Origin of the sequence: Cellulosimicrobium arenosum, assembly GCF_014837295.1 — a bacterium.
GTDB lineage: Bacteria > Actinomycetota > Actinomycetes > Actinomycetales > Cellulomonadaceae > Cellulosimicrobium > Cellulosimicrobium arenosum.
The window spans coordinates 73,536-98,910 of record NZ_JACYHB010000010.1; the positions used below are offsets into that span (position 1 = coordinate 73,536).

At 73.3% G+C, this 25,375-nt stretch carries 21 protein-coding genes and 1 pseudogene; 7 read left to right on the forward strand and 15 right to left on the reverse strand.

Features of this window, described 5'->3' with window-relative positions; genetic code table 11:
* Positions 1 to 1,047, reverse strand: a complete 1,047-nt coding sequence (locus IF651_RS12490; protein WP_191829463.1) for a YihY/virulence factor BrkB family protein — start codon at positions 1,045 to 1,047, stop codon at positions 1 to 3.
* Positions 1,048 to 1,173: 126 nt separating this feature from the next.
* Here IF651_RS12490 and IF651_RS12495 point away from each other — a divergent pair.
* Positions 1,174 to 2,414 (forward strand): annotated as a pseudogene (locus tag IF651_RS12495) (APC family permease).
* A gap of 27 nt (positions 2,415 to 2,441) precedes the next feature.
* Here the strand turns inward: IF651_RS12495 and IF651_RS12500 are convergent.
* On the reverse strand, positions 2,442 to 3,992 hold the full coding sequence (locus tag IF651_RS12500) for a SulP family inorganic anion transporter (protein ID WP_338403944.1): 1,551 nt from the start codon (positions 3,990 to 3,992) through the stop codon (positions 2,442 to 2,444).
* A gap of 225 nt (positions 3,993 to 4,217) precedes the next feature.
* On the opposite strand from IF651_RS12500, the gene IF651_RS12505 reads away from it, so the two are divergent.
* Positions 4,218 to 4,652 (forward strand): MerR family transcriptional regulator, encoded by a 435-nt coding sequence (locus IF651_RS12505; protein WP_191829465.1) that lies wholly within the window; start codon positions 4,218 to 4,220, stop codon positions 4,650 to 4,652.
* 31 nt (positions 4,653 to 4,683) lie between these two features.
* On the opposite strand, the gene IF651_RS12510 is transcribed toward IF651_RS12505, so the two are convergent.
* A complete protein-coding gene (locus IF651_RS12510) occupies positions 4,684 to 4,977 on the reverse strand; it encodes a DUF4287 domain-containing protein (protein ID WP_191829466.1) in 294 nt (97 codons plus the stop codon).
* A gap of 109 nt (positions 4,978 to 5,086) precedes the next feature.
* On the opposite strand from IF651_RS12510, the gene IF651_RS12515 reads away from it, so the two are divergent.
* The gene (locus IF651_RS12515) at positions 5,087 to 6,067 is read left to right on the forward strand and encodes an ArsR/SmtB family transcription factor (protein WP_338403938.1); all 981 of its coding nucleotides are present in this window, start codon (positions 5,087 to 5,089) and stop codon (positions 6,065 to 6,067) included.
* Between the two features lie 3 nt (positions 6,068 to 6,070).
* Here the strand turns inward: IF651_RS12515 and IF651_RS12520 are convergent, their stop codons facing one another.
* From IF651_RS12520 to IF651_RS12535, 4 genes are read right to left on the reverse strand one after another with little or no spacing between them, the layout of a single operon-like run.
* Entirely contained in the window at positions 6,071 to 8,581 is a 2,511-nt protein-coding gene (locus tag IF651_RS12520) for a beta-xylosidase/alpha-l-arabinosidase (protein WP_422110482.1), read from the reverse strand.
* A 51-nt stretch (positions 8,582 to 8,632) separates the two neighbouring features.
* Positions 8,633 to 9,535, reverse strand: coding sequence for a carbohydrate ABC transporter permease (locus tag IF651_RS12525; protein WP_191829467.1), 903 nt, complete (start codon positions 9,533 to 9,535; stop codon positions 8,633 to 8,635).
* Positions 9,532 to 10,509, reverse strand: coding sequence for a carbohydrate ABC transporter permease (locus IF651_RS12530; protein WP_191829468.1), 978 nt, complete (start codon positions 10,507 to 10,509; stop codon positions 9,532 to 9,534). The genes IF651_RS12525 and IF651_RS12530 overlap by 4 nt, the downstream gene beginning before the upstream one ends.
* Entirely contained in the window at positions 10,509 to 11,807 is a 1,299-nt protein-coding gene (locus IF651_RS12535) for an ABC transporter substrate-binding protein (RefSeq protein WP_191829469.1), read from the reverse strand. The genes IF651_RS12530 and IF651_RS12535 overlap by 1 nt, the downstream gene beginning before the upstream one ends.
* A gap of 161 nt (positions 11,808 to 11,968) precedes the next feature.
* Here IF651_RS12535 and IF651_RS12540 point away from each other — a divergent pair, with 161 nt between their 5' ends.
* From IF651_RS12540 to IF651_RS12550, 3 genes are all read left to right on the forward strand, one after another.
* Entirely contained in the window at positions 11,969 to 12,970 is a 1,002-nt protein-coding gene (locus tag IF651_RS12540; RefSeq protein ID WP_191829470.1) for a LacI family DNA-binding transcriptional regulator, read from the forward strand.
* A 128-nt stretch (positions 12,971 to 13,098) separates the two neighbouring features.
* A complete protein-coding gene (locus IF651_RS12545; protein ID WP_191829471.1) occupies positions 13,099 to 13,521 on the forward strand; it encodes a transferase in 423 nt (140 codons plus the stop codon).
* Positions 13,522 to 13,593: 72 nt separating this feature from the next.
* Positions 13,594 to 14,844, forward strand: coding sequence for a PrsW family glutamic-type intramembrane protease (locus IF651_RS12550; protein WP_191829472.1), 1,251 nt, complete (start codon positions 13,594 to 13,596; stop codon positions 14,842 to 14,844).
* A 77-nt stretch (positions 14,845 to 14,921) separates the two neighbouring features.
* On the opposite strand, the gene IF651_RS12555 is transcribed toward IF651_RS12550, so the two are convergent.
* Together IF651_RS12555 and IF651_RS12560 are read right to left on the reverse strand one after the other, a co-directional pair.
* The gene (locus IF651_RS12555) at positions 14,922 to 17,183 is read right to left on the reverse strand and encodes an LLM class flavin-dependent oxidoreductase (protein ID WP_191829473.1); all 2,262 of its coding nucleotides are present in this window, start codon (positions 17,181 to 17,183) and stop codon (positions 14,922 to 14,924) included.
* On the reverse strand, positions 17,180 to 18,100 hold the full coding sequence (locus IF651_RS12560) for an LLM class flavin-dependent oxidoreductase (protein ID WP_191829474.1): 921 nt from the start codon (positions 18,098 to 18,100) through the stop codon (positions 17,180 to 17,182). Before IF651_RS12560 ends, IF651_RS12555 begins: the two co-directional genes overlap by 4 nt.
* A gap of 90 nt (positions 18,101 to 18,190) precedes the next feature.
* On the opposite strand from IF651_RS12560, the gene IF651_RS12565 reads away from it, so the two are divergent.
* Positions 18,191 to 18,733, forward strand: coding sequence for a MarR family winged helix-turn-helix transcriptional regulator (locus IF651_RS12565; RefSeq protein ID WP_191829475.1), 543 nt, complete (start codon positions 18,191 to 18,193; stop codon positions 18,731 to 18,733).
* Here IF651_RS12565 and mnhG read toward each other — a convergent pair.
* Genes mnhG through IF651_RS12595 form a run of 6 tightly spaced genes read right to left on the reverse strand, consistent with a single transcriptional unit; the run spans position 18,676 to position 25,311 of the window.
* Positions 18,676 to 19,068, reverse strand: coding sequence for a monovalent cation/H(+) antiporter subunit G (mnhG, locus tag IF651_RS12570; protein WP_191829476.1), 393 nt, complete (start codon positions 19,066 to 19,068; stop codon positions 18,676 to 18,678). The two genes, IF651_RS12565 and mnhG, sit on opposite strands and share 58 nt — an antisense overlap.
* The gene (locus tag IF651_RS12575) at positions 19,068 to 19,472 is read right to left on the reverse strand and encodes an MrpF/PhaF family protein (protein ID WP_191829477.1); all 405 of its coding nucleotides are present in this window, start codon (positions 19,470 to 19,472) and stop codon (positions 19,068 to 19,070) included. The genes mnhG and IF651_RS12575 overlap by 1 nt, the downstream gene beginning before the upstream one ends.
* Positions 19,469 to 20,119 (reverse strand): Na+/H+ antiporter subunit E, encoded by a 651-nt coding sequence (locus tag IF651_RS12580; protein ID WP_191829478.1) that lies wholly within the window; start codon positions 20,117 to 20,119, stop codon positions 19,469 to 19,471. Before IF651_RS12580 ends, IF651_RS12575 begins: the two co-directional genes overlap by 4 nt.
* Positions 20,116 to 21,723, reverse strand: a complete 1,608-nt coding sequence (locus tag IF651_RS12585; protein ID WP_191829479.1) for a Na+/H+ antiporter subunit D — start codon at positions 21,721 to 21,723, stop codon at positions 20,116 to 20,118. Before IF651_RS12585 ends, IF651_RS12580 begins: the two co-directional genes overlap by 4 nt.
* A complete protein-coding gene (locus IF651_RS12590; RefSeq protein ID WP_191829480.1) occupies positions 21,720 to 22,259 on the reverse strand; it encodes a Na(+)/H(+) antiporter subunit C in 540 nt (179 codons plus the stop codon). The genes IF651_RS12585 and IF651_RS12590 overlap by 4 nt, the downstream gene beginning before the upstream one ends.
* Before the next feature lie 7 nt (positions 22,260 to 22,266).
* On the reverse strand, positions 22,267 to 25,311 hold the full coding sequence (locus IF651_RS12595) for a Na+/H+ antiporter subunit A (RefSeq protein WP_191829481.1): 3,045 nt from the start codon (positions 25,309 to 25,311) through the stop codon (positions 22,267 to 22,269).
* Positions 25,312 to 25,375 lie beyond the last annotated feature (64 nt).

Genomic DNA, 25,375 nt, shown 5'->3' on the forward strand with positions numbered 1-25,375 from the left:
TCAGGGTCGGGTCGTCTCGTCCTCGGCGCGCGCCTCGGCCTGGTCCTCGGCGCGCGCGGCGACGCGCACCTCGCGGGCCTTGTCGACGTCGTCCTGCCGCTTGGCCGCGCGCTTCTCGATCGCGCTCGTGTCCTTCGGCCGGAGCTGGAGGGACTCCTCGGCGGCCATCCCCGCGCGGAGCTCGCGGGTGCGCTCCAGCTCGGCGTCGAGCTCGGCGCCGAACAGCATCGCGAGGTTCGTGATCCACAGCCACAGCAGGAAGATGATGACGCCGGCGAGGGTCCCGTACGTGGCGCCATAGCTCGCGAACCCGGAGCCGATGTAGAACGCGAACGCGGCCGACGCGAGCGCCCACACCCCGATCGCGACGAGCGCGCCGGTGCTGAACAGGCGGAACTTCGGCTTCCTCACGTTCGGGGTCACGTGGTAGAGAATCGCGACGAGGACGACGACCAGGGCGAGCACGACCGGCCACTTGAGGATTCCCCACACCGTCACGGCCGTGGAGCCGAGCCCGACGAGCTCGCCGACGGTCCTCGCGAACGGTCCGGTGAGGACGAGAGCACCGACGACCAGGGCCGCGATCACCACGGTGATCACGGTGACGAGGAGCATCACGGGGCGCAGCTTCCAGATCGGGCGCCCCTCCTCGACGGCGTACACGCGGTTCATCGCCCGGCCGAAGGCCCCGATGAACCCCGACGCGGACCACAGCGCCAGGACGACACCGAGGATCAGGGCGAACCCGGCACCGCCGCTGTTGCCCACGGCGTTCGCCACGAGCGGCTCGATCTGATCGGTCATGTCTTGGGGCACGAAGTCCTCGACCGTGGTCATGACCTGGTCCACCATCGTCTCGGGGTCGCCGACCAGACCGAGGAGCGAGACCAGCGCCAGCAGCGCGGGTGCCGACGCCAGCACCGCGTAGTAGGTCAGCCCTGCCGCCAGGTCCGTGCACTGGTCGCGCGAGAACCGTGCGAACGTCGCCTTGAGGACGTCGAGCGAGGAACGCGTGGGTGCGTCGTCGGTGCTGTCGGTCTCGGCCATCGGGGCCCTCCGTCGGGGTCGGTCGCCGCCGAGCGTCCTCGGCCTCCCTCAGACGGTATGCCGGTCCCGCGCGTCCACAACTCGAGGGGCTCCCGGCGCAGCGCGCCGACCTGCCACGATGGACCCGTGGACGCGCCCGGCAGCCTGGTCCGACGCCTCGGCACGCCCGACGCCGTGGTGATCGGCCTCGGCGCCATGCTCGGGGCCGGCGTGTTCTCCGTGTTCGCTCCCGCCGCCGCAGCAGCAGGGTCCGGTCTCGTCGTGGGGCTCGTGCTGGCGGCGCTCGTCGCGCTGGCGAACGCGACGTCGTCGGCCCAGCTCGCGGCCCAGCACCCGACGTCGGGCGGCACCTACGTCTACGGGCGCGAGCACCTCGGACCCTGGTGGGGGTACGTCGCCGGGTGGGGGTTCGTCGTGGGCAAGACGGCGAGCTGCGCGGCCATGGCGCTCGTCCTGGCCGCGTACGCGGCGCCGTCGGGGTGGGACCGCCCGGTCGCCGCGGGCGCGGTCGTCGCGCTCACCGCCGTCGGGTACCGGGGCATCACCCGCACCGCGAAGGTCGCGCGCGTGATCGTGGTGGTCGTGCTCGTCGTGCTCGCGACCACGGTCTCCGCCTCCCTCGCCGGAGGCACGCCCGCGTGGGTCCCGGTGCCCGACGGCGCGCACGGCGGCTGGTACGGGATCCTGCAGTCCGCGGGACTGCTGTTCTTCGCCTTCGCGGGGTACGCGCGGCTCGCGACGCTCGGCGAGGAGGTGCGCGACCCGCGCCGCACGATCCCGCGCGCGATCCTGCTCGCGCTGGGGATCGTGGTGGCCGTCTACGCGGTGGTCGCGGTGACGCTGCTCGCGACGCTCGGGCCGGACGGCCTGGCGACGTCCCCGGCGCCGTTGTCCGACGCCGTCGCCGCCGGTCCGTGGGCGTGGGCGGGCCCGGTCGTCGCGGTCGGTGCCGTCGCCGCGAGCGCCGGGGCGCTCCTCGCCCTGCTCGCGGGGGTGGCCGGACGACGCTCGCGATGGCCCGCACGGGCGACCTGCCGGGCCGGCTCGCGGCGGTCCACCCGCGCTTCGGCGTGCCGCACCGGGCAGAGCTCGCGGTCGGCGCCGTCGTGCTGGTCCTCGTGCTGACCGTGGACCTGCGGGGCGTGATCGGGTTCTCGTCGTTCGGCGTGCTCGTGTACTACCTCGTGGCGAACCTCGCGGCGCTGCGTCAGGGCGACGGGCGCCGCCGCTACCCGCGCTGGGCCCAGGTGCTCGGCGCGGCCGGGTGCGTGCTGCTCGTCGCCACGCTCCCGGTCACGGCAGTCGCGACAGGTCTCGCGGTGCTCGCTCTCGGCCTGGTGCTGCGCCGGTGGCGGCTGCGGGCCTGAGCGCGGCGTCGGGACGCGCGGAAGGGCTCAGTGCCCGGCGCCGAGGTTTCCGGCGAGCAGCTCGTAGCGCACGGCGCTGTCGTCGTTCAGCCCCACGACCTCGAGGTGCTTGCCCTTGGCCGCGTACTTGGTACGGATCGCGTCGAGCGCGGCGACCGTGGAGGCGTCCCACACGTGCGCGTTCGACAGGTCGATGACGACGTTCTGCGGGTCGCCCGCGTAGTCGAACTGGTAGACGAGGTCGTTGGACGAGGCGAAGAACAGCTCGCCGTCGACCCGGTAGGTGCGGGAGCCGCCGTCGGGCACCTCGGACCCGTCCGCGGCACCGGCGGCACCGGCGGCACCGGCGGGAGCGGCGGGAGCGGCGGGATCCAGGCGCGTGACCGTCGTCAGGTGGGCGACGCGGCGGGCGAACAGCACGGTCGCGGTGAGCACGCCGACGATCACGCCGTACGCGAGGTTGCTCGTCGCGACGGTCACCACGACGGTCGCGAGCATGACCGCGGTCTCGGACCTCGGCATCCGCCGCAGGGTCGAGGGCTTGACCGAGTGCCAGTCGAACGTGCCGACGGACACCATGATCATGACCGCGACGAGCGCGGCCATCGGCATGATCGCGACGACGTCGCCCAGCCCCACGACCAGGCCGAGCAGGAACACGCCCGCGAGGAAGGTCGAGATCCGGGTCCGCGCTCCGGACGCCTTCACGTTGATCATCGTCTGGCCGATCATGGCGCAGCCGCCCATGCCGCCGAAGAACCCGGTGACGATGTTCGCGACGCCCTGGCCCCACGCCTCGCGCGTCTTGTTCGAGTGCGTGTCCGTGATGTCGTCGACGAGCTTCGCGGTCATCAGCGACTCGAGGATGCCCACGAGCGCCATGCCGAGCGCGTAGGGCGCGATGATCTGCAGCGTCTCGAGCGTGAACGGCACGTTCGGGACCAGCAGCGACGGCAGCGACTCGGGCAGCGCACCCTCGTCCCCGACGGTCGGGACGTCGATCGCCCCGGCGACGACCGCGGCGGTGAGCAGCACGATGGCGACGAGCGGCGCCGGCACGACCTTGGTCCAGCGCGGCAGCAGCACGATGAGGGCGATCCCGACCGCGACCAGCGGGTACACCTGCCACGGCACGTCGATCAGGTGCGGGAGCTGGGACAGGAAGATGAGGATGGCGAGCGCGTCGACGAAACCGACCATGACCGAGCGCGGGATGAAGCGCATGAGCCGCGCGATCCCCGCGACGCCCAGCAGGACCTGGATCACGCCGCCGAGGATCACCGTGGCGATCAGGTAGTCGACGCCGTGGTCGGCGACGACGGGCGCGATGACGAGGGCGATGGCCCCGGTCGCGGCGGAGATCATCGCCGGCCGGCCGCCGACGAACGAGATCGTCACGGCCATGGTGAAGGCCGCGAACAGCCCGAGGCGCGGGTCGACGCCCGCGATGATCGAGAACGCGATCGCCTCGGGGATCAGCGCCAGGGCGACGACGAGACCGCCGAGCACCTCGATCCGCAGGCGGCGCGGCGAGCGCAGCGCGGCGCGCACGGACCAGGACTGGTCGGCCTCGGGCACCGTCGCGGGGGACGGGACGGGGGCGGGCAGGGGCGTGGGAGCGTCGTTCGGCACGCGCGTTCCTCCGGTGGGGACGATGCCCGACGCCGCGTGGCGGGGTCGAGCAGGACGGGGGCGCGCGGCGCTGCGCACGAGAGATCAGGGGGCGGCCCGGTGGGACCGTGCGGAACTCTACCCTTACGTGAGGGTAGAGTTCCACTCTCCCCGATCAGGAAGACTGTCCCCATGAGCGATCCCGGCAACGCCCCGACCTCGACGGCGCCCACGTCCCACATCGGCGCGGTCGCGGAGCGCACCGGGCTGTCGCTGCGGACCCTGCGCCACTACGACGAGATCGGGCTCGTCCCCCCGTCGGCCCGTTCCGAGGGCGGCTTCCGCCTCTACACCGACGCGGACGTCGAGCGGATCCTGCTCGTGCGCCGCATGAAGCCCCTCGGCTTCTCGCTCGACGAGATGGCAGACCTGCTGGAGATCACCGACCGCCTCCTCCCGCCCGACCGCGACGCCACCGCCGTCCGCGGCGAGCCGGGAGCGCAGGTCGACGAGAACCTGCGCGCCCGGCTCGACGCGTACGTCGTGGCGGCCGAGGAGCGCCGCGCCGACCTCGCGCGCAAGCTCGACTGGGCGGACGAGCTCATCGCGCTCCTCCGCTCGCGCTGAGCCCTCCCGGGACACGACGTGGCAGCGGGGCTCACTCGTCCGCGGGCCGGGACGCCTTCCCGTCGAGCCAGAGCGTGTCGCTCGCGTCCCGGTGCGTGCCGTCCGTGCCCACGTGCTTCGTATCGATCCGGTCCCCCTTGGTGATGACGTGCACCATCGCCATGGCGTGTCCGCGACCGAGCCCGTAGTCGGCGGCGAGCCAGGCCACGATCGGCGTCGCCTTCGTGCCGGGGCCGAAGCCCTGCTCGTGCGCACGCTGGACGAGCTCGCGCGGGGTCATGCCGGTCTTGGTCTCGACGGCGTCGAGGTAGGCCTGGAAGCTCATCAGCGGTTCTCCTGGATCATCGAGGGTGGACGCACCTGGTGCCGCGCGCCGTCGGAGCGCGACCGGGCCCAGCCTGTCCCGGGCGACGTCGTCCGGCTACAGTTTCGACGTGCGTCGAAAGATGGTCGAGCTCCGCCTGGCGCCCGACGACCTGTCGGCGATCCGCTTCGGCCTGTCGCCGGGGCACGAGCTCGCCCACGCGGTCCGTGTGCTGGTCCGGCCCCAGCACCACCCGCTCCAGTGGGGCTGGCTGCGCAGCACTCGTCCACGCGTCCCGCGCGAGGCGTTCGACCTCCTGCGGCTCGTCGTGGGCGAGGTCGGCTACCTGCCGGACTTCCTCACCTCGACCCCCGACTGGGACCTGACGCCCGACGAGGAGCTCGAACGTCTCCGACGGGCCGACGTCGGGCCGATGCGCGTCGACCTCGGCAAGCGGGTGCTGCGCACGACCGGTCACGAGCAGCGAGCTCTGCGGGCGATGGCGGCAGACCCGGCACGGACGCGGACGAGGGTCGCCGACGCGTGGGAGACCTTCTGGGAGGCCGCGCTCGCACCGCACTGGTCGCAGGTCGACCGGCTGCTGCGCGCCGACATCGCGGCCCGTTCACGGCGGGTGGCGACGCACGGCGTCGGGGCGATGGTCGCGACCCTCAACGAGGCCGTCACGTGGGGCTCGGATGCCGTCCGCGTCCGCACGGAACGCCACGAGGAGGTGCTGGACTGCGCCGGCAGCGGCCTGGTCCTGGTGCCTTCGGTGATGTCCGCGGGCTGCGCGGTGCTCACGGAGCGCCCGGCGCAACCGACCCTCTTCTATCCCGCGCTCGGTGTCCGCGAGACGTGGACCACGGACGGCCGGGACCTCCCCGCCGCGCTCGCCGCGGTCCTCGGCGACGGGCGGGCGCGCGTGCTCCTCGCCCTGCGCGAACCGATGTCGACGAGCGAGGTGGCGGCCGGCACCGGTCTGGCGATCTCGACGGCCTCGCACCACCTCGCCGTCCTGCGCGTCGCTCGCCTGGTCGACGCCCGGCGGGAGGCCAACCGCGTCATGCACACCCTCACCCCCCTGGGCGAGGCCCTGACCACCCGCTGACGCCTACCGCCGTCCAGCCGTGACCTCGACGTCGACCAGGCGGGCGTCGGCGGGCGTCACCTCGTGGACGTCCCCCGTGAGGCGCACGACGACGCGGGGCGTCGTCTCGCCCGGGAGCGAGCGACGCGCCGTCGGGCCCTGGGCGACGATCGCGCCGCCCGTCATGTCGTCGATCGCGGTCGCGGGACCGGTGCCGGCGTGCGCCGCGACCCACACCTCGACGTCGCCCGGCTCCACCACGCGCACGAGGCGCCGGTCGGAGAACGCGAGCCGCGTCGTCGGGACACGGAACCGCACGCGCCGCGACTCGCCCGGTGCGAGGTCGACGCGCGCGTAGCCGAGCAGCTGCACGGCGGGACGCGGGACGGACCCGAGGACGTCGCGCGCATAGAGCTGGACCACCTCGGCACCCGCCACGTCGCCCGTGTTCGTCACGGTCACCGCGGCGTCGAACGACCCGCTCGTGGGCACCGCGGCGTCCACGTCGAGGTCCGCGTAGGAGTAGGTCGTGTACGACATCCCGAACCCGAACGGGCGGACCGGCGTCGGGTCGGTCGAGGTCACGTCCGAGGGCCCGCCCAGCACCGGGTGCAGGTAGGAGTACGGCTGCGCGCCCGCGGATCGCGGGAGCGAGACGGGCAGCCGGCCGGAGGGGTTCACGACGCCGGTGAGCAGGTCCGCGATCGCGTGCCCGCCCTCCTCGCCGGGGAAGAACCCCTGCACGACGGCGGCAGGCAGGGCCCCGCCGGAGTCCGCGCGACCGGTCGCGGAGCCATCGACGGCGGCACCGTCCAGCGCCCAGCCGATCGCGTACGGCCGGCCGGTGAGCAGCACGAGCACGACGGGGGTCCCCGTCGCGACGAGCTCGGCCACGAGCGCGCGCTGCACGCCCGGCAGCTCGAGCGACTCGACGTCGTTGCCCTCGCCGACCGTCCCGCGCCCGAACAGCCCGGCGTCGTCGCCGACGCACACGACCGCGACGTCCGCCGCTCGGGCCGCCTCGACCGCGGCGGCGAACCCCGACGTGTCGGACCCGTCGACCGTACAGCCCGGCTCGTGGACGACGTGGGACCCGGGGAGAGCCTCGCGCAGCGCGTCGACGACCGTGGGGAGCTCGATGCCGCGCGGTGTGCCGGGGTGGTGCGCGAGCACGTGGTTGACGAACGAGTAGCAGCCCATGAGTGCCTCGGCCCGGTCCGCGTTCGGCCCGACGACGGCGACCGTCGTGGGCGCCGGCCGCGCGGTCGCACCGACAGCACCTCCGCCGAGCGGGAGCACCCCGTCGTTCGCGAGGAGCACGAGCGACTCCTGCGCCAGCCGACGGGCGGTCGCCCGGTGGGCCGGCGGGTCGAGGTCGACGACCGCGGGCGGGCCCCCGGCGAACGCGTCGGGATCGAGCAGACCGAGCTCCTCCTTCTGCTTCAGCACCCGCAGGACGGCGCGGTCCACGAGCGCCTCGTCGACGAGGCCGGCACGCACGCGGGCCGCGAGCGGCTCCAGGTAGGCGTCTCCCGACGGCAGCTCGACGTCGATCCCGGCCTCGAGCGCCAGGGCCGCGGCCCCGCCGCGATCGGCCGCGACGCGGTGCATGACCTCGAGGAACGCGACGGCGAAGTAGTCGGCGACGACGACGCCGTCGAAGCCCCAGCGACCGCGCAGGACGTCGGTGAGCAGCTCGGGGTTCGCGGCGACGGGGACCCCGTCGACCTCGGCGTAGGAGTTCATGACCGAGCGGGCACCGCCGTCGCGCACGGCCATCTCGAAGGGCGGCAGGAAGACGTCCGCCAGCTCGCGCGGCCCCGCGCTCACCGGCGCGTGGTTGCGTCCCGCGCGGGACGCGGAGTAGCCGACGAAGTGCTTGAGCGTCGCGTGCACGCCCGCCTCCTGCAGCCCGCGGACGTACGCGGTCCCGAGCGTCCCCACGAGGTACGGGTCCTCCCCGATGCACTCGTCGACGCGGCCCCAGCGCGGGTCGCGCACGACGTCGAGCACGGGCGCCAGTGCCTGGTGCACACCGATGCTGCGCATCGACCCGCCCATCTGCCGCGCCATCTCCTCGACGAGACCCGGGTCGAACGACGCACCCCACGCGAGCGGGGTCGGGTACGTCGCGGCCCGCCAGGCGGCGAGCCCCGTGAGCGCCTCCTCGTGGACGATCGCCGGGATCCCCAGGCGCGTCTCGCGCACGAGGCGGCGCTGCTCGGCCCAGAGCCATGCCGCGCGCTCGGCCGGGTCCACCGGACGCGTGCCGTACACGCGCGTGTAGTGGCCGATGCCGTGCTCGGCGATCTCGGCCAGGCGCCCCGATCCCCGCTGGCCGGCCGTCATCTCCGACTGCATCGGTGCGACGGTGCCGTTCTGGTCGATCCAGTAGCCCACGAGCTGGGCGAGCTTCTCCTCGAGGGTCATGCGCTCGTGCAGCGCGGTCACGCGCAGCGGCACGCCGGGCGTGGGGGCCGGGGCCGGATCGCTCGTGGTGGGTGCCTGCTGCAGTGCAGGGACGACGTCGGTCACGTGACCGTTCTCCTTCGGTGGTGCGAGGCGTGCGGCGCGGTGGAGGGCGCTCTAGCCCTTCACCGCTCCCTGCAGCCCGTTGACGATGCGCTTCTCGAGCGCGAGGAAGAATATGAGCGCCGGGATCATCGCGAGCGTGGTGAAGGCGAGGACGCCCGCAGTGTCCGACGCGTGCTCGGACGAGAAGTCCGCGACGCCGAGCGGCAGCGTCTTGGCCCCCGGGTCGTTGAGCACGAGCAGCGGCAGCAGGTAGGCGTTCCACGACGCGACGAACGCGAGCACGCCGACCGTCACGATCCCCGGCCCCGACAGCGGCAGCAGGATCCGCCAGAAGAACCCGATGCGCGACGTGCCGTCGAGCAGCGCGGCCTCCTCCAGCTCCTTGGGCAGCGCCATGAGGAACGGGCGCAGGATGACGATCGTCATCGGCAGCGCGAACGCCGCCTGCGGCAGGGCCACGCCCCAGAACGTGTTGTTGAGCTGCAGGTCCCGCACCATGAGGAACAGCGGGATGATCGCGACGGTCAGGGGGAAGAGCAGACCGAGCGTGAAGACGAGGAACAGCGCCTCGCGCCCCCGGAAGCGGTACCGCGCGAGCGGGTAGGCGGCCATGACGCCGAACACGGCGACGACGGCCGTCGTGACGAGCGCGATGACGGACGAGTTCAGCGCGTAGCGCCAGAACGTGTCGGACGTCAGCACGTTCGTGTAGTTGCTCAGCACCCAGGGGTCGGGGAGGCCGACGGGCTCCGACGCGAGCTGGGCGTTGCTGCGGAAGCCGCCCAGGACCGCGTAGACGACCGGCGCGACCGTCACCGCGACCACGACGAGCGCGATCGCGTACACGAGCGGGTTCCCGCCCGCGTTGACGCCGGAACGACGACGGCGGGGCGGACGCCCGCCCCTGGTGGTCGACGGCGCGCCCGCGGTGGGCGCGAGGACGGGGGTGCTCATGAGCTCACCTTCGTGTCACGGCGCAGGACGAACACCTGGTAGATGGCGGCGAGGATCAGCGAGATGGCGAACAGGAGCACCGCGACCGCCGACGCGTACCCGTACTGGCTGCGGTCCGTCCCCTGGTTGATGAGGTACGTCGCCATGGTCACCGTCGAGTTCGCGGGCCCGCCCTTGGTGAGGATCCACACCATGTCGAAGAGCTGGAGCGAGCCGATCATGGACAGGAAGCCCCACGTGCGGATCGTCGGGCCGAGCAGCGGCACCGTGATCCGGCGCTGCACCTGCCACCACGACGCGCCGTCGATCTGCGCGGCCTCGTACAGCTCGTCCGGCACGCCCTGCAGGCCGGCGAGGAAGAGGATGACGGCGAGGCCGAGGTACTTCCACGTGAGCACGACCAGCACGGTGTACAGCGCCACGTCCGGGTCCCCGAGCCACAGCTGCGTGAACCCGCCCAGCCCCACGGCGTCGAGCACCGCGTCGACCGGTCCGTCCGGCTGCAGCAGCATGAACCAGACGACACCTGCGACGACCTCCGCGAGGACGTACGGGACGAAGATCACGACGCGCAGGAACGTGCGGCCCCACATCTGGCGGTTCAGCAGGAGCGCGATGCCCAGTCCCAGCGGGAGCTGGACGACGATCGACAGCACCACGATCGTCAGGTTGTGCTGGACGGCGCTCGTGAACACGTCGTCGGAGAGCGCGCGGACGTAGTTCTGCAGCCCGACGAAGTCGTCCATCGGGCCGAGGCCGTTCCAGTCGTACAGCGAGTACCGTCCGGCCTGCAGGATGGGTACCACCACGAAGACGGCGAACAGCGCGAGCGCGGGCGAGACGAAGAACAGGATCTCCAGCCGCTGGCGCCACGCGGAGCTCAGTCGCCGGCGCGGGGCCCCGCCCGTCCCCGACCGCGCCGGGGCGCTGTCGGGGACGGGCCGGGTCGCGAGCGCGTCGTCGGCCACACTCATCACGCAGTGCCGGCCGCGGACTGGATCGAGTCGACGATGTCCTGCGGAGACGCCTCACCGGCGAACATGAGCGCGATCGTGTCGTTCATCGCGCCGCCGACGTTCTCGCCGAACGCGGTGTCGAGGTAGAGCTGCACGTAGGGCGCGTCGTCCCGGACCGTGAGCAGGTCGGCGAGCGCCGGGTCTGCGACGGAGCCGCTCGCGGCCGGGTTGGTGGGCAGACCCATCGACTGCTCCGCGAACCCGATCTGGACGTCGTCCGAGAGGAGGTACTCGATGAAGTCGACGCACTCCGGCGGGGCCTCCGCGGAGCAGGCCCACGCGTCGCCGCCACCGAGCGCGGCCGTCGGGTCGCCCTCCCCCTGCTGCACGGTCGGGAACGCGAACCAGCCCGTGTCGTCGCCGAGCCCGGTGCCGTCCTCGGTGAGGCCCTGCATGACGCCCGGCTCCCAGTGCCCGGCCAGCTCCATCGCGACCTTGCCCGACGCGAGGAGACCGGACGCGCTCGTCGGCCCCGTCTGTGCCGGCGTCGCGAGGAAGCCCGCGTTGAACGGCTCGGTGGCGATGAAGGCCTCGAGGTCCTCACCGGCCCGGAGGAAGCACGGGTCCGAGAAGTCGAGCGAGGTCACCGCGTCGGCCAGCACGTCCTGGGAGCACTGCCGCACCGCGTAGTAGTACCAGTAGTGGGCCGCGGGCCACTTGTCCCCGGCCCCGACCGAGATCGGCTCGACGCCGGCGTCCTTGAGCTTCTGGACCGCGTCGTCGAGCTCTTCCTGGCTGGTCGGCGGCTCGGTGATCCCCGCGTCCTCGAAGTGCGCCTTGTTGTACCAGAAGCCCACGACGCCGACGCTGAACGGCAGCGCGTAGGTCTTGTCCTCGACCTGCCAGCCGGCCACGGAGCCGCCCAGGTTCTCGATCGTGTCGGCCGCGGGCTCGGACAGGTCCATGGTGAGCCCGGCCTCGACGTGGTCGGCGAGCTCGCCGCCCCCGCGCTCCATGTAGACGTCCGGGGTGTCGCCGGTCTGGAACGCCGCGTCGAGCTTGGTCAGCATGTCCTCGTGCGCCATGGCCTGGACGTCGATCGTGACACCGTCGTGGTCCGCCTCGAAGTCCTCGGCGACCTGCTCGTAGTAGCCCTTGCCGGGCTCGTTGTTCGAGTTGTGCCACCACGTGAGGGTGACGTCCCCGCCGCTCTCCGCCGGGTCGTCCCCGCCGGACCCGCTGCTGCACGCACCGGCCACCAGGGCCACTGCGGTGCCCAGCGCGAGCACGGTGGCCGCGCGCCTGTTCCTCGTCATCGGAATCTCCTCGGTCGTCGTTGACGGATCACCGCGAGTCTGGCACCGCCCCCGACCCGTCGTCAATCGTTGTCGATAACGTTTTCGACACAACCCGCACGAGACCCGTCGCGGTCGATCCGGTGCGACGATCGAAGGCCCGGACGGCTACTGTCATCACCATGCAGGCGTCCGGGAGAGTGACCATCGGCGACGTCGCGCGCACGGCGGGCGTGTCGGTGGCCACGGTCTCCAAGGTCATCAACGACCGCTACGGGGTCGCCCCGGAGACCTCGGCCCGCGTGCACGAGGTCATCGCCGATCTCGGCTACGAGTCGTCGATCGTGGCCCGCAGCCTGCGCAGCCGCCGCACCAACGTGATCGGCATCCTCGTCGCGGAGTTCGAGCCGTTCTCGACCGAGCTCCTCAAGGGCATCTCGGAGGCCGTGGAGAGCACCGGGTACGAGCTCCTCGCGTACTCCGGCGGCCTGCGCCGCGACGACCGCGTCGGGTGGGAGCAGCGCTATCTCTCGCGTCTCGCCGGGACGTTGATCGACGGCGCGATCATCGTCACCCCGACGGTCGTCAACCCCCGCAACTCGATCCCCGTCGTGGCCGTCGACCCGCACCGCGGCCCGTCGGGCCCGCCGACCGTCGACTCGGACAACCTCGCCGGGGCCCGCGCCGCGACGGAGCACCTCGTCTCGCTCGGGCACACGCGCGTCGGGTTCCTGGGCGGGCGCCCGGACCTCGAGTCCGCCCGGCTGCGCGAGCAGGGGTACCGCGACGCCCTCGCGGACGCCGGGATCCGGGTCGACGAGGACCTGGTGCTCGTCGGGGGCTACCGCCCGGACCTCGCCGACACCCCCGCCCACGAGCTGCTGCGCCTGCCCGAGCGACCCACCGCGATCTTCGCCGCCAACGACCTGTCGGCGATCCGAACCATCGAGGTCGCCCGCGAGCTCGGGCTGCGCGTCCCCGAGGACCTGTCCGTCGTCGGCTTCGACAACGTGCCCGAGTCGGCCCTCACCGTCCCCCCGCTGACGACCGTCAGCCAGCCGATCCACCAGATGGGGGCCGAGGCGCTGCGGATGGTCGTCGACCTCATCCAGGGCAACCCGCGAGACCCGCACGTGCGGCTGCCCACCGAGCTCGTCGTCCGCGGCACGACGCGCGCGCTCTGAACCGCCGGACAGGCCGGCCCCCCGGGCCGGTCCTGGAATCCTGCGCGCCCCGGGGGCGTTATGTCAGCAGTGACCACGAGCAGCATGCGCAGCACGCGCAGCACTGCCGACAACCGGAGGAGGTCCGCATGGTCCGCCGACCCGCCCGCCGCGTCCAGGTGGAGAACGACGCAGGCAAGATCGTCAACTACGTCCGCCACACCGGCGACGGCGTCGTCTCGCCGCACGCCGAGGTCCCCGAGTCCGTGCCCGTCGGCGCGGGCACCTACGTCGAGTCCGGCGCACGCGTCGGCCCCGGGTCCCGGGTCGGGGACGGGAGCTGGGTCGACCACGACGTGGTCGTCGGGCGCGACGTGCGCGTCGGCGACAACGTCCACCTCGGCCCCGAGACCGTCGTGGGCGACCGCGCCCGCATCGGGCACGGCGCCCGCCTCGGCGCGCGCGTCCGGGTCGAGGCGGGCGCGCACGTCCAGCCCGACGCGGTCGTCCCCGAGGACGCCACGGTGCGCCGGCCGACCGGTGGTCGTTCGACGTACGACGTCGCCGCCTGACCTCACCCGCACCGCGGGACCGGGGACCGGACCCCGTGTCGCGCCGCGCGCGAAGTGCGTACGATCCGCCACGTGAGCCTCCCCGACCCGCGGTACGCACCGCCGCAGCAGCAGCCCCGTCCCGCGCGCCGGTTCGACCCGCGGGCCGTCCTCGACGGGCGGCCCCCGGGCCGTGCGCCGGTCGGCGCGATCGTGACGATCGTCGTCGCGAGCCTGTGCCTCTTCGCCGTGCTCGCGCTCACGGCGCTGCAGGGGATCGCCCCGTTCGGAGCCGGGCTGCTGCTCGCGCTGGTCCCGCTGGGCGTGTGGATCCCGGTCGTGCTGTGGCTCGACCGGCTCGAGCCCGAGCCGCCGATGAGCCTGACCGTCGCGTTCCTGTGGGGCGCTGGCGTCGCCACGCTGTTCGCCATGCTCCTCAACGACGCGGGGCTGCGGTTCGTCGCCCTGCCGCTGTTCGGTCCCGAGAACGCGATGTACGCCGTCGCGACGGCCGGTGCGCCGGTCGTCGAGGAGCTGCTCAAGGGCGCGGTGCTGTTCGGCATGCTGTGGTTCCGACGGCACGAGATCAACGGCTGGACGGACGGCGTGATCTACGCGGCGATGGTCGCGCTCGGCTTCGCCGCGGTCGAGAACATCACCTACTTCGTCGCCGCCTCGTACACCGGGACGCTGACCAGCACGTTCGTGCTCCGCGCGCTCATCTCCCCGTTGCTGCACCCCCTGTGCACGGCGCTCACCGGCATCGGCGTGGCCAGCGCCGCGATGAGCCCGCCCGGTCCGCGGCGGGTGCTCGCGCCCCTCGGCGGCCTGCTCGCGGCGATGGCGCTGCACGCCCTGTGGAACGGCTCGACCGGGTTCGGCTACGTCGGTCTCGGGTTCGCCTATCTCGTCGGCCTCGGTGTCCTGGTGACGATCGTCGTGCTCCTGGTCCGCGACCGGCGACGCACGGTCGCCACGATCTCCCAGCAGCTCGGGCGCTACGTGCCCTCCGGGCTCGTCACCCCGCCGGACCTGACCATGCTCTCCTCGCTCAAGGGCCGGCGACAGGCGCGGGGCTGGGCGCGCTCGTCGGGCGGAGCAGGCGCCGAGAAGGCGATGAACGACTACCAGCGGGCCGCGACAGAGCTCGCGCTCCTGCACGACCGCGTCGCTCGCGGCGCGACCGAGCCCGCACGGGTCGAGCCGCGCCGGCAGGGGCTGCTGGGCCTCATGGACGTCACTCGTCACGCGTTCGTCGTCCGCGCGCCGCAGCCGACACCCCCGCCCTGGTCCCCGCACGCGCCGTCGGGCTTCACGCCTGCTCCCCCGCACCGCACCTACTGACCCCTGGCGGTCGCTGCGGGGGCCGATCTCGAGGAGCCGGTCCTCGCGCGCCGGGAGCGCAGCGTCGGCATCGGGTGTCAGCTCTCGGCCGTCGGGGTGGGTTCCGGGCCGAGGACCGGCATGTTGTCGCGGAAGACGTTGCCCGGGTCGACGCGGCGCTTGAGCTCGCGGAGTCGCTCGAGCGTCGCCGGCGGGTACGCGTCCGCGACGCGCTCGGGGCGCTGGTCCGACTCGAAGCTCACGTACAGCCCGTCGAAACCGTCGGCGAGCGAGTCCCAGCGCGCGTCGAGCCGTCGCCGGCTCGCACCCATCGCGAGCACCGAGAAGTTCGCCGCACGGTGCGCGTACGCCGTCGCGTCCGCCGGGACGTCCGACGCCGCGCCCCCGGTCGAGCGGATCTGGAAGAAGTACGTCTCGCCGCTCGCGACGAGACCGGCGAGCCTGCCCGAGAGCTCGGGCGTCAGGTGCTCCGCGAGCCCCGTGCGCGACACCGGCTCGCCCGATCCCCGGTGCGGACCAGGAGCCGGCGGCGACACCACCGCGTCGTACGGCAGGATCTGCGCGGACTGCCCGAGCAGCGGCGCGAGGTCCGCGAACGGCTGCAGGCGCGCGACCACGACGTCCGGGTCGTCCGAGTCGACCATCGTCATGGACTGCGCCACGACCGGTTCGCCCGGTCGGGGCCGGCCCATCAGCAGGAAGCTCGTCGTGTCGCGCGGCGACGCCTCGACCGTCGCACCCCAGCGTTCGAGGAACTCCGCGGTGTCCGAGGCGTCGTGCACGAGCTGGGCGAACCCGACCGCGCCGACCTCGTCCGCGACCATCTCGAACGACGTCACGATCCCGACCTGGGCGCCCGCACCGCGGACCGCCCAGAACAGCTCGGAGTTCTGCGCGGCGTCCGCGCGGACCGTCGACCCGTCCGCGAGCACCATCTCGACGGCCCGCACGTGGTCGATCGTCAGCCCGTGCGCACGCCCCAGGAAGCCGATGCCGCCGGCCGTCGCGAGCCCGCCGACCCCCACTCCCCCGGAGTCGCCCGAGGAGATCGCCCAGCCGTGCGGTGCCAGCACGCGCGCGACGTCGCCCCACCGTGCACCCGGACCGACCCGGACGAGGCGAGCGTCCTCGTCGACGACCTCGATCGTGTCGAGCTCGCCGACGTCGAGCACGATCCCGCCGTCGTTCGTCGACCGCCCGCTCATGCCGTGCCCGCCCGACCGGACCGAGAGCGGCACCCGCCGCGTCACGTCCTGCGCGCGCGCGAACGCGAGCGCCTCGACGACCTCGGCGGTGGTGCGCGGCCGCAGCACCAGGCCCGGCGACCCGCCGCGCATGTAGGTCGCGGCGACGGCCGCGTGCTCGGGGTCGCCCGGCTCGACGGATCGCTCGGCGAGCGCGGCGGGGACGTCGTCGTACGCGATGCCGTCCCGGCGCAGGGCGCGCACGCCGCGCGGCACGACCCGTCCGGTGTCGGTGCCGCGTGCCGCGCGCTCACGCGCGACCTGCTCGCGCAGCGCGGGCACGACCTCCGCGGCGAACCGTCGCATGGTCGGCTCGTCGTCGGTCGCGAGGATCAGCGTGGACACGCCGTCCTCGAGCACGAGCGGGAGCAGCCGCTCGACCCACGCCGCGGGCGAGCCCGCGAGGTCGGACCGGCCGCCCGGCGCGGACCCGGTCCGCGTCGCGTCGTCGAAGGTGCCCGAGACGTTCAGCAGGCGCGTGATCTCCCGCGGGTCGCGCCCGGCCGCGGCCGCGGCCGCGTCGATCGCGGCGTTCCCCGCGCGCAGGCCGTCCGTGCCGATGCGGCCGAGGGACGGGAGCCACCCGTCGGCGGTCGTGCCGGTGAGCCGCAGCATGCGTGGGCCGAGCGCGCCGAGCCACACGGGGATGCGCCGCGACGTCGGCGGGCCCTCCGCCCACGTCGCCCGCACGACGTCGATCGCGTCCGCGAGGGCGTCGACGCTCTCGCCCGGGGTGCGCCGCGCGACGCCCATCGCCTCCATCGCGTCCCAGAACGCGCCCGCACCGAGGGCCAGGTCGACGCGCCCGTCGGAGAGCAGGCCCAGGCTCGCTGCCGCCCGCGCGAGCACGGCGGGCGGGCGCATGGGCACGTTGGCGACGTTCGGCGCGACGTGGATGCGCTCCGTCGCCGCGGCGACGTACGACAGGAGCGTCCAGGTGTCGAGGAACCGCGGCTGGTACGGGTGGTCCTGGAACGTCACGAGGTCGAGGCCCACGTCCTCCGCCAGCCGGGCGCGCGCGACGGTCTCCTCCGGGTCCGCGGCCAGCGGCGTGACGAACGTGCCGAACCGCAGCGGGTGGCCGTAGTCGGTCATGCTCGCGCACCGCCGTCCGTGGTGCCGCGCTCGGCGGCCACGAGCTCGCGCGCGGCCGGCGCGACCTCCTGCCCGACGACGGCGAGCGTCGTCGGGTCGTCTCCCATCACCACGTAGGTCGAGACCCCGTGCTCGAGCGTCACCGCCGCGAGCTGCTCGGCCCACTGGCGCGGCGGCCCCTGGAGGAACCCGTCGCCGCCCTGCGCGGTGAGGCGGCCGCCGACGTTGAGGAGGCGCCGGACCGCCGCGGGGTCCCGGCCCGCGTCGCGCGCGGCGTCGTCGATCGCGGCGTTGCCGCGGCCGAGCGCCTCCAGGCTCTTCAGGTACGCCAGCGACGGCAGCCAGCCGTCGGCCTTCGTGCCCACGAGCCGCAGCATGCGCGGCTTGAGCGCACCGACCCAGATCTCGACGTCGTGCGCGGGGGCCGGACCGCGCTTCGCGCCGTCGACGTGGTGCTGCGGGCCGCCCGCGACGAGGCGCTCGCGGTTCTCCACGTCCCACAGCCCCCGCACGACGTCGATCGCCTGGCCGAGCGCGTCGACGCTCTCCCCCGGCGTGAGCCGGGTCCCGCCCATCGCGACGATCGGGTCCCAGAACCCGCCCGCCCCGAGACCGAGCTCGACCCGACCGCCCGAGAGCCGGTCGAGGCTCGCGACGGAGCGGGCGAGGACGCCCGCCGGGCGTAGCGGCAGGTTGAGGACGTTGCCCGCGAGACGCACGCGCTCGGTGCGCGCCGCGACCCACGACAGCAGCGTCCACGTGTCGAGGAAGCCCGGCTGGTACGGGTGGTCCTGGAACGTGACCAGGTCGAGGCCCGCCTGCTCGGACGCGACCGCGAGGTCGACGACGTCGCGCGGCGACGCGGCGGTGGGGGTGATGAACGCGCCGAAGCGCAGGTCGTGGCCGTAGTCGGGCATGGTCCCCTCGCGATCACTTTAGGTTGCTGAACAGAACATATCTGCAACAGATAGATGGTGCAACCGCATTCCTGCCGGTATCCTGGGCGGATGAGCACGACGACGACGCCCCCGGCGACAGAGCGCGACGCCGACCTGGGCTGGCATCTCGGCGTCCTCCTGCGCGGTTACCACGCGACGGTGGCGACCACGCTCGCGGACGTCCCCCACGGCCCGCGCGGCTACCAGGTCCTGGTCTCGGTCGTCCAGGGCGACCAGCCCACGCAGCTCGCCCTCGCCGAGCACCACGGCATCGACCGCACGGTCATGACGTACCTGGTCGACGACCTCGTCGCAGCAGGACTCGTCGAGCGGCAGCAGAACCCGACCGATCGCAGGGCCCGCCGCGTCGTCGCGACGGCCGACGGCCGACGCCGGCTCGACGGCTGGGCGCGCGCGGTGCACGACGCCGAGGAGCAGCTCCTCCAGATGCTCTCGGACGACGAGCGGAGCACGTTCCGCCACCTCGCCCGTCGGGTCGCGTGCGACCTGCGCGACATCGACTCCGGCACCGACCCGTGCGCCGTCGGTCCCCGTCAGTCCCCGGAGCGCGGCTCCGGCGGCCCGGCCGCCTCCTCGTCGGCGCGCGCCTGATCGCGCGTCAGCTCGTCGACGACGAGGTCGGCGGTGTCGACCTTGCCCGTGCGGAACCCGGCCCGGCCGACCATGTGCGCGGCCACGGGCGAGGACAGGAGCTGGAACACCACGACGAGCAGCAGGGTCGCGGCAGCGCCCCAGCTGTGCAGCCGCAGCGCCAGGCCCGCGAGCACGAGCACCAGCCCCAGCACCTGCGGCTTCGTCGCCGCGTGCATGCGGGCGAGCAGGTCGGGGAAGCGCATCACACCGACCCCGGCGGCGAGCGCGAGGAAGCCGCCGGTCAGCAGCAGCACCGCCGACGCGACGTCGGCGACCGCGATCCACCCGTCCATCAGCGCACCTCCCCGTCCGGCCCGCCGCCGTGGTGCTCGGGGTCGACGGCGGCGCGTTCCTCGTCGTCCTCCGTCAGCCTCGCAGCCTCTTCCGCGGCGATCTCCTCGGCGGTCCGCACGCGGCCCTCCCCCTCCGGCTCGACCGACGCGAAGCGCGCGACGGTGACCGAGCTGACGAACCCGACGAGCGAGAGCACGACGAGCAGCGGGATCGTGTCGGTCCGACGCGAGAACGCCGCCTCGAGCGCGATGGCGCCCACGAGCGTCGTGGTGAACACGTCGAGCGCGATCGTGCGGTCGAGCGTGGACGGACCCCGCTCGACCCGCGCGACGGCGAGCACCGCCGCAGCGGCGAGCAGCACTCCGCACACCACGACCACCACGAGGAACCAGGTGTCGGTCATCGCTCCCCCTCGCTCGGCCGCGTGGTCTCGGCGGCCGGTGCCGCGGTCCGCCGGTCCGCCGTGGGCCCGCCGTCGTCGTGCAGGTAGAGCCCCGACCTGCGCAGGTCGGCGTTCGACGCGAACGCACGCAGCACGCGAGCCTCGAGCGCCAGGGTGTCGGCGCGGACCTTCTCGATGCCGCCGGACTGGTCGACGTCCAACACGTGGACGTACAGCATCCCGGTCAGGCGGTGCGCCTCGACGACGACCGATCCGGGCACGAGCGAGCACAGCTCGGCGGTCGCGGTCATGTAGACGTCGGACGGGTTGCGCAGCCGGATCCCGACGACGGCACCGCGCGGCGTCCGGCGCGGGTCGAGCGCGAGAGCGCTGACCTGGAAGGACGCGACGACGAGGTCGGCGACGAACCGGCCGGCGAGCACGAGGAACGGCCACGGCCGGAAGCCGCCGTGCGTCGCGACGGTCGGCAGCGGGAGGAACGTCACGACGGCGAAGCCGACGACGACGCCGGCGATCACGTTCGCCCACGACAGGTCGCCCCACAGCATGACCCAGACGAGCGCGAGCCACGCGGCGGTCCGCCACTGCGTCGTCGCGCGCTCGAACCAGCCGGCGGTGACGGTTCGACGACGCGGGTGCAGGCTCATCCGTCGCCTCCCTCGTCCGTCCCGCCGGTCTCCTCGAGCGGCGGCTCGTCGGTCGCGACCTCGTTCGACTCGCCCTCGCCGCGGTCCCCCTTGGAGAAGACCGCGTCGACGTAGGAGTGGCCGTCGAGCAGCGTCCCGGCCGCCCGCTCGGAGTAGGCGTAGAGGGGCCCGGCGACCACGGTGAGGCCCAGCCCGAGCACGACGAGCGCAGCGGCCGGCCCCACCATGCCGCGCGGGAGGCGCGTGTCGGTGGGGATCTCGGCCGGCGCCGTCTGCCAGAACGCCTTGTTCCAGGCCTTGACGATCGCGTACAGCGTGAGCAGCGACGTGACGACGGACCCCACGACCAGCACCCAGGTCAGCCACGTGTCCTGGGCGATGCCCTCCTGGACGAGGCCGAGCTTGCCGAGGAACCCGGACATCGGCGGGATGCCCGCCAGGTTCATCGCGGGGATGAAGAACAGGATCGCGAGCCCGGGTGCGAGCTTGGCCAGGCCACCGAGCCGGTCGAGCGACGTCGACCCGCCGCGCCGCTCCACGAGCCCGACGACGAGGAACAGCGTCGTCTGGACCGTGATGTGGTGCACGACGTAGAAGATCGCCGCGGACATGCCGGGCTCCGTCGCGAGCGAGATGCCGAAGATCATGAACCCGACATGGCTCACCAGCGTGAACGAGAGCAGTCGTTTGATGTCGTTCTGCGCGACCGCGCCGAGGATCCCCACGAGCATGGTCAGCAGCGCGAGCCACATGAGCACCGTGTCCGCGTGCCCCTCGGGGAACAGCAGCGTCTGGGTCCGGATGATCGCGTAGACGCCCACCTTGGTGAGCAGGCCGGCGAACACCGCGGTGACGGGCGCGGGCGCGGTCGGGTAGGAGTCCGGCAACCACGCGGACAGCGGGAAGATCGCGGCCTTGATCCCGAACGCGAGCAGCAGCAGGAGCTGGATGACGAGCCGCACCCCCGGATCGATGTCGGCGAAGCGTTCCGAGAGCTGTGCGAGGTTCACCGTCCCGGTCGCGGCGTACGTGACCGCGATGGCCACGAGGAAGATCACCGACGAGAGCAGCGCCACGACGACGTAGATCGACCCGGCACGGATGCGTTCGCCGGTCCCGCCGAGCGTCAGCAGGACGTAGCTCGCGGCGAGGAAGACCTCGAACCCGACGTACAGGTTGAACAGGTCGCCCGACAGGAACGCGTTGAACACGCCCGCGGCGAGCACCATGTACGTCGGGTGGTAGATGGCGGTGGGTATCGACGCGTCGTCGCCCGCGGCGTCGTCCGCCACGCCCTGCGCGAGCGAGTACAGCAGCACGCACAGCATGACGATGCTCGACACCGTGAGCATGAGCGCGGACAGCCGGTCCGCGACCAGGTCGATCCCCACCGGCGCGGCCCAGCCGCCGACGTCGACCACCACCGGGCCCGAGTCCGCGGCGACGAGCAGCACGACGGAGATGGCCACCACGGCCGAGAGCGTGACGACGGTGATGATCCGCTGCGCACGGGAGTGCCGCCACAGCGCGAGCGTCAGCCCGGCGGCGAAGAGCGGGAGCATGACGGGCAGGGGGACCACGTACTGCGCGGCGTCGGGGGTCATCGTGGCTCCCTCGTCGTGCGGCCTTCGGCGTCGTCGGTGCCGTCGGTGCCGTCGGTGCCGTCCGCACTGTCGGTGCCCGTCTCGTCGCGCACCTGTGCCGCCTCGTCGTCGAGCGTCTCCCCGCTCTCCTCGCTGTCGGTGTCGGTGAACGCCGGTGCGTTGCGCGCGGCGTGGCGTGCGACGCGGCGGTCCTCGAGGTCGTCCTGCACCTCGTCGTGCCCGTGGAGCTGCCACGAGCGGTAGGCCATCGCGAGGACGAACGCGGTGATGCCGAGCGTGATGACGATCGCGGTCAGCACCATCGCCTGCACGAGCGGGTCGCTCATCTCGTCCTCGGGCGTGGTCCCGACCAGCGGCGCACCGCCCGAGCGGCCGCCCGCGACGAGGAACAGCAGGTTCGCGCCGTTGCCCATCAGGATGAACCCGAGGAGCACGCGCGTGAGGCTGCGCTCCAGCAGGAGGTAGACCCCCGCGGCGAACAGCACCCCGATCGCGAGGACGAGGGCGAGGCTGGGCGTGGTGTCGATGACGTTCACGGGGCGCTCACCTCCTCCCGCCGCCGACGGCGTCGGGCTCCATGGCCTCGAACGGCCCGGTGTCCTCGCCCGGGTCGCGACCGGTCTCGGCGCGCTCGGCGTGCCGGTCGATCTCGGCGCCGAGCGTGCGCAGGATGTCGAGGACGAGCCCGACGACGAGGAGGAACACACCGAGATCGAAGAACAAGGACGTCACGAGGTGGACGTCGCCGAGCACGGGCACGTGCAGGTCGAAGGTCTGGCTGTACAGCGCCTTGCCGGTGAGGAGCAGCGAGACCAGCCCGACGCCCGCGGACAGGAACATCCCGGTCCCCAGCAGGATGCCCGGGTGGATCGGGGCGGCCTCGCCGAGCTCGTAGCGCCCGCCCGCGAGATAGCGCACGATCAGCGCGATCCCCACGACCAGCCCTGCGGCGAACCCGCCGCCGGGCGCGTTGTGGCCCGAGAAGAGCAGGAACAGGGCGAACACGATCATGGCGTGGAAGATCACGCGCGTGACGACCTCGAAGATGACGGAGCGCCGCCGGGGCGCGAGGGTGCGCCCGGCGTTGAGCCACACGACCATGCGGGGCTGGGCGTCGTCGGTCACGCCGTGGCGCCGCAGCGCCGCGTGCGGGTCGGTGCCGTCGGACCAGACGCCGGCACCTTCGCGGGTCGCGGAGCGCGCGTCGCGCGCTCGCATGATCTCGCCGCTGCGCGTGCGCAGGAACACGAGCGACGCGACGCCGGTGGCGGCCGCGAGGAGCACCGAGATCTCCAGCATCGTGTCCCACGCCCGGATGTCGACGAGCGTGACGTTGACGATGTTCTTGCCGCCGCCGTACTCGTAGGCCTCCGCGGGAAAGTCCACGGACACCGGCGTCGCGATCCGCGCGAGGGGGGCGACGAGCGCGAGACCCATCATGACGACCCCGACGCCGACACCGACTCCGAGGCGCACCCACCGGCTCGCGGCGAGCGGCCGGTCCGAGAAGTACGGGGGCAGGCGCCGCAGGACGAGCACGATGATGACCAGGGTGATGGTCTCGACGAGCACCTGGGTGAGCGCGAGGTCCGGCGCGCCGTGCAGCAGGAACAGCGCCGCGTTGCCGTACCCGGCCACGCCCACGAGGAGCACGGCCTTGAGCCGGCGCCGAGACCTCGCCGCCAGCACGGACGCGACGCAGATCAGGCCCACCGTGACGAGCTGCGCGGGCCGGTCCCACGCCGTCACGTCGCGCGGCCAGGCCGTGCGCGCGAACATCACCCCGCCGGGTCCGACGACGAGGACCACGAGGATCGCGCCGAGGTAGAACGGCAACGAACCACGCTGAGTGAGCGCGGTGACGTCGGCCGCGAGGTCGTCGAGTCGCCGCATCACCCGGCGGTAGACGACGTCGGCCTCGAGGATGCGCCACAGCGACGCCTGGAAGCGCTCGACCCGCGAGCGCTGCCAGAACAGCACTGCCCCCACGCCCAGCACGAGCGCGGTCAGCCCGAGGGCGGGCGTGACACCGGCCCAGAGCACCAGGTGGCCGGGCTCCCCCGCCGGGTACGTGTCGGCGTACGGTGCCAGCAGCCTGTCGCCCAGGTGGGGCACCAGGCCGGCCGCGAGCCCGAGCACGGCGAGGACGAGCGCGGGCGCGACGAGCTGCACCGGCTGCCGGCGGAGCCGGGCCGGGTCGATCGGTGGTTCGTCCGACTCGGCGAGCGGACCGCGGCCCGGCCGGAGGTCGACGTGCTCGTTCGCGCGTGCCGGGGCGTGCAGATGGCTCTTGGACCAGAACGCCCCCCACCAGAACCTCAGCCCGTACGCGACCGTCAGCATCGACCCCACGACGACGGACCACAGCACGACGAGCGCCACCCACCGCGGCCCGTCGGTGTGCAGCAACGCCTCGAGCGCCGCCTCCTTCGCGACGTAGCCGGCGAAGGGCAGCAGCCCGATCATCGACGCGGTCGCGAGCCCGCCCGCGAGGGCCGTCCACGGCAGGGCCCGTCCGACCCCCGTGAGCCGGCGCAGGTCCCGGGTCCCGGCCGCGGCGTCCACGACCCCGACGACGAGGAACAGCGACGCCTTGAACATGGCGTGGGCGCCGATCATCGCGAGCCCGGCGAGCGCGGCCCCCCGCGTGCCGAGGCCGACGAGCAGGATGATCAGACCGAGCTGGCTCACGGTGCCGAACGCGAGGACCAGCTTGAGGTCGTACTGGCGCAGCGCCCGGTACCCGCCGACGAGGAGCGTGCCCGCGCCGAGCGCGATCACGATCGTCCGCCACACCGTGGTGTCCGCGTAGGCGGGTGCGAACCGCGCGACGAGGTAGACGCCCGCCTTGACCATCGCGGCGGCGTGCAGGTACGCGCTGACCGGCGTCGGCGCCGCCATCGCGGCGGGGAGCCAGAAGTGCAGCGGGATCAGGGCCGACTTGCTGACGGCGCCGACGAGGATGCACACGACCGCCGCGGTGACCGCGCCACCGGTGGGCGGGTCCGCCACGATCTCCGAGAGCCGGTAGGTCCCGGCCTGGACCCCCAGCACGACCAGGCCCACGAACATCGCGAGACCGCCCGCGGTCGTGATGACGATCGCCTGCATCGCCGCGCGCCGGCTCGCCTTGCGGTCCGCGTAGTGCCCGATCAGCAGGTAGGAGAAGACGGTGGTCAGCTCCCAGAACACGAACAGGAGCAGCACGTCGTCGGCCACCACGAGGCCGACCATCGCCCCCGCGAACGCCGTCAGCACGCCGCCGAAGCGCCCGAGACCGTGCGCGGTCCGCGAGAAGTACGCGGAGCAGTAGACGAGGACGAGCGCTCCCACGCCGCCGACGAGGAGCAGCATGAGCCACGACAACGTGTCCATGCGGAACGCCAGCTCGAGGCCGAGGCCGGGGACCCACTCGACCACCTGCACCGGCTGCTGCCCGTGCATCACCCGCTCGGTCCACGCGAGCGCGTAGGCGGCGGCCGAGGCCGGGGCCAGCGCCATCACCAGGAACGCACGACGACCGAGGAACGAGACGAGCGCGGGCGCACCGAGTGCCATCGCGAGATGCGCGAGGAGCACGTAGAGCACGGGCCGCTCCGTCCGGGTCGGGGGCGGGGTGGGCAGGAACCATTTTATCGGTCCGCGACCGATG